We start from the raw sequence: 4,266 nt of genomic DNA, 5'->3' as shown, positions 1-4,266 counted from the left end.
CCGACCAAAGGATTAGTTGCAAACCATGGCATCATCGAATTGCGATCTGAGCTCAGCGTTCCAGAGGCAGTGGAACGTGTCAGGACAGCTGTGATGGGACAGGACGATACAGTCTGGTTTGGGGAGATCGATTTTGCGGCCGAAGCGTCCCAACTGGGGACGGAGCTGCCGGATGCTGTTCTCTTGCTATTCGGCGGACCAGCGCCCGGTGGTGTGGCTATGGCGGACTTTCCGGCAATTGGTTTGGATGCCTTTTGCCAAAAACTATTGGTTTACGCGAATGAAGAAGGCGGCTCCGTAGTCATTTTCAATGACATCGCTGCTTTGGCGGAGTTGCACTACGGTTCTTCAGCCGAACCTCATCACGGTTTGAACAAACGGCTGACGGAGACATTTCGCAAGGCAATTGAGTAGCCGCTGTTAGGAAAACGCAAAAAACCTTTGCCGATTGGCCATCTTTTCGTCGTCCGCTTTGGGTTGATTTCAGCGGTTCTCAACGCAACAGGCCTACCACGCTTTGGGCCGTTCGTTAAACTTTGCAAAGGCCGCTTTCTGCGCATTGCTGTAATTGGAGCTTCGCGCGGCATCAGTCAATTTGAACTCGGTAACGACCGTCGCTGACTTCCGTATATGTGGTTGTCCGCCATCAGCACCCATGGAACAGACTAGGTTGATTGCGTAGCGGAGGATTTCAGGCTCATCGTAACCATCAGAGAGTGGAGATGAGAATGAAATCCGGGAAACAGAAAGCGTCAGCAGAGAGAGTTGTCAAAGACATCCGCAGGAAGACACGGCGCCAGCATTCGGCAGAGGAGAAGATCCGTATTGTGTTGGATGGGCTTCGTGGTGAAGACAGCATAGCGGAGCTGTGTCGCCGTGAAGGAATAGCTACGAGCCTGTATTACAGCTGGTCGAAAGAGTTCCTTGAGGCCGGTAAGAAGCGGTTGGCTGGCGATACCGCACGCCAGGCTACCAGCTCTGAGGTGAAGGATTTGAGAGCGGAATCGTCGGCGCTGAAAGAGGTAGTCGCCGACCTGACCCTTGAGAACCGGCTGCTCAAAAAAAGCATGTTCGAGGATGGGGGAGACGACGAATGAGATATCCCGCATCCGAAAAGCTTGAGATCATCCGGCTGGTTGACGGTTCGCACCTGCCGATCAAACGCACACTGGAAAAGCTCGGCATTCCCAGAACGACCTTCTACCGCTGGTACGACAGGTATCTGTCTTTCGGCGAGGCCGGGCTTGAGGATCGCCATTCCCGGCCAGGTAGGGTTTGGAACCGCATCCCCGACAAGGTGCGCAAGCAGATCGTGGAACTGGCTCTGGAAGAACCCGAGTTATCGCCCCGCGAGCTTGCGGTGCGGTTCACCGACACCAGGCGCTACTTCGTTTCTGAGGCCAGTGTTTACAGGCTTCTGAAGGCACAAGATCTGATCACTAGCCCAGCCTGCATCACCATCAAAGCGGCGGATGAATTCCATGAGAAGACTGTGCGGCCGAACCAGCTTTGGCAGACCGACTTCACCTATCTCAAAGTCATCGGTTGGGGCTGGTTCTACCTGTCTACGATCCTGGATGATTACAGCCGTTACGTTGTCTCTTGGCGCCTTTGCACCACGATGAAAGCTGACGATGTCACAGGAACGCTGGAAGACGCTTTGGCTGCATCAGGTTGTGACAGTGTCACCGTTGCCCACAAGCCCCGGCTGCTCAGCGACAACGGCAGCAGTTACATCTCTGGCGAGTTGGCGAAATGGCTGGATGAGCAGGGTATGGATCATGTTCGGGGAGCGCCCAACCATCCGCAGACCCAGGGCAAGATTGAGCGATGGCATCAGACGATGAAGAACCGTGTCCTGCTGGAAAACTACTATCTGCCAGGAGCGCTCGAACAGGCCATCGGCGACTTCATCAATCACTACAACCACAACCGATACCACGAGAGCATCAGCAATCTGACACCCGCCGATGTCTATTTCGGTCGAGCCGAAACAATCCTCAGACGCAGAAAGGAAATCAAACACCAGACAATCCAGAAACGCCGCTTGCTGCATCATCAGAACGCGGCGTAGATTGAAACTGCGGCGAGCCTGATCCTCCTAAGCCAATCAAACGCTCGTGTTCCAAATCATTCGATGACGGACACGCTCGGACGGAGGCAGGTTGGAGACGTCCTTGCCATCCTGCATAACCGTACCCTTGGTCTGCAGATCCAGCCCGGCAATCGCCCGCAACAAGGTGGTCTTGCCGCAGCCGGACGGGCCAAGGAAACAAATGAATTCACCTTCTTTGATTTCAAGAGAGATGTCCTTGAGTGCCAGAAAGCTGCCGAACGCTTTCCACAAATTCTGGATGCTGAGATACAGTTCACCGGGTGGTGTTTTCTGAAGCACGGGAGAGGTCCTCACATCTGCACCTCGGGCACGACCGATCCTGGCTGGTGCGCGCCGGGTGAGTTGGTTGTGTTGGTGGGAACAAGAGAGTGGCGGGCAGGAGAGGCACAAAAGCCCCTCCTGCCAATGGAATTATTTCGCTTCAGACTTTCCGTCATAGCGAGACTGCCATTCCTTCAGGATTGCCGCGCAATTGTTGGCGGCATACTCGAAATCATTGTTGATCATCGCATCCAGAAGACCTTCTGGGAAGTGTTCAACCGGTTTTGCAACGCCGGGATACGCCACGACCGCATAGCCGGTATTGTACATCTCGTTGGCCTCTTTGGTGACGGTGAAGTCCACCAGCTTCTGCGCGGCTTCCAGATTTGCGGTACCGGCCACAATCGCGGTTGCTTCCATGTCCCAGCCGACGCCTTCCGAAGGCACAATGATTTCCAGCGGTGCGCCATCAGCTTTGGACTTCGCCCCACGGAACGCAAAAGAGATACCAATCGGGATCTCACCCGCCGCCGCCAGTTTGCAAGGCTTCGAGCCGGAATGGGTGTAGCGCGCAATATTCTCGTGCAGCGCATCCATGTATTCCCAGCCACCTTCTTCGCCAAACATTTGAAGCCAGCTGGACACATCAAGGAACCCCGTGCCAGACGAATTCGGGTTCGGCATGATCACCTGATCCTTGTACATCGGATCAGTCAGGTCCTTCCACGAAGTGGGCGGCTTCAGCCCGGCCTTTTCCGCCTCAACCGTGTTGTAGCAAACCGAGGCAACCCAGGCGTCCATGCCAACCCAGGCAGGCGGGTTGTCACCATCGACGAATTTCGCATCCAGCTTGTCTACGCCAACCGGGGCATAAGGCTCCAGCATCCCTTCGGATTTCAACAGCAGCAGAGAGGTCGCCGCCAACCCCCAGACCACATCCGCCTGTGGGTTGTCCCGTTCAGCCAGCAGTTTCGCGGTGATGATCCCCGTCGAGTCCCGGACCCAGTTGATCTTGATATCAGGGTTACTCTGGTTGAACGTCTCTGCATACCTCGCCAGATCCTCCGCCTCGACAGCGGTGTAAACTGTCAGTTCCGTCTCCGATGCCGCAACCGTCGCAGTCAGTAAACCGACCGCCAATGCCGAATAAAATGATGTCGTCCGTTTCATGGTTTTCCTCTGTTGGTGAATTGTTTGACAGGTTCGCCATTCTTGCGCGGCGTAAAATTCACATTTGAGCAATGGTATCTTGACAGATTAATATGCCAAGAAAAATCGATTATACCTTCAACGTCATAAGTCTGACCTATGGATGACCTTACATAAGAGTTTCGATGTGATCCGAGGGAGCCTCGTGTGGCAAGCTGATCAGAATAGAGAATAGACGGGGATAACCAGACGGTTCCTTTCCTTCAGTACAAACGCCCCAGTTCCCTGATCCTTTGCGGATAATCGTCTGGAAAACGCCAGATGACTTCGCCGGGTGCGCGCACCAGTCCGCGCGCGGCGGGGTCTTTGTTGGTCAGCAATGACAGGAAAAGATCGCTGCTGGCCCATGGTGAAGATCGGAAGTACCAATGCCCGTTGCCAGTGCCCGCCTCTTCGGCATCCGTCACGTCGATGACATGCAGCCTTGGGGTCCGGGCCAGCTCCGCTTGCACCGCAGGCACTGCTTCGCCGGGCGGCGAAGTCTCTCCGACGCGCTTGCGGCCAAAAACAAGCCTAGACATCGCCAGCGCGGAATCCGTTTGCGACTGATAGATCGTCAGGTCCGTAACCGCATCGAGAAGACCGTCCTCGATAGCATGAATGAAATAAGCGCGATCCAGATCGCTGCCGATCAGGATGAGCTTGCCCAACCGCGCGTTTCCCTCGGCCCCCAACGCGAT

General features: G+C 55.1%; 5 protein-coding genes. 2 read left to right on the top strand and 3 right to left on the bottom strand.

Annotated features, from left to right (window positions below; translation table 11 throughout):
- Both ACR0IP_RS22935 and ACR0IP_RS22930 read left to right on the top strand, forming a co-directional pair.
- A partial coding sequence (locus ACR0IP_RS22935; RefSeq protein ID WP_480528129.1) for a DUF302 domain-containing protein occupies positions 1-414 on the top strand: 414 nt, incomplete at its 5' end.
- Positions 415-722: 308 nt separating this feature from the next.
- Positions 723-2,074 (top strand): IS3 family transposase gene (locus tag ACR0IP_RS22930; RefSeq protein ID WP_170717543.1). Its coding sequence is split into 2 segments (ribosomal slippage): positions 723-1,059 and positions 1,059-2,074, totalling 1,353 coding nucleotides; the frame shifts between segments, so codons are not numbered across the junction.
- Between the two features lie 36 nt (positions 2,075-2,110).
- Here ACR0IP_RS22930 and ACR0IP_RS22925 read toward each other — a convergent pair.
- From ACR0IP_RS22925 to ACR0IP_RS22915, 3 genes are all read right to left on the bottom strand, one after another.
- Positions 2,111-2,395: an ATP-binding cassette domain-containing protein gene (locus ACR0IP_RS22925; RefSeq protein ID WP_480528128.1), complete on the bottom strand. Its 285-nt coding sequence runs from the start codon at positions 2,393-2,395 to the stop codon at positions 2,111-2,113.
- Positions 2,396-2,527: 132 nt separating this feature from the next.
- Positions 2,528-3,547 (bottom strand): putative 2-aminoethylphosphonate ABC transporter substrate-binding protein, encoded by a 1,020-nt coding sequence (locus ACR0IP_RS22920; RefSeq protein WP_480528127.1) that lies wholly within the window; start codon positions 3,545-3,547, stop codon positions 2,528-2,530.
- A gap of 242 nt (positions 3,548-3,789) precedes the next feature.
- Positions 3,790-4,266, bottom strand: a 477-nt coding sequence (locus ACR0IP_RS22915) for an alpha/beta hydrolase (RefSeq protein WP_480528126.1), incomplete at its 5' end; no start/stop codon positions are given.

Source organism: Ruegeria sp. AL11, from assembly GCF_056540865.1.
The sequence above is the reverse complement of the archived record's forward strand: the minus strand, read 5'-3'. Positions and strand labels throughout refer to the sequence as shown.

Excerpts from the sequence above, each read along its gene's own strand:
- ACR0IP_RS22920 (WP_480528127.1), bottom strand. The coding sequence starts at position 3,547 with ATGAAACGGACGACATCATTTTATTCGGCATTGGCGGTCGGTTTACTG.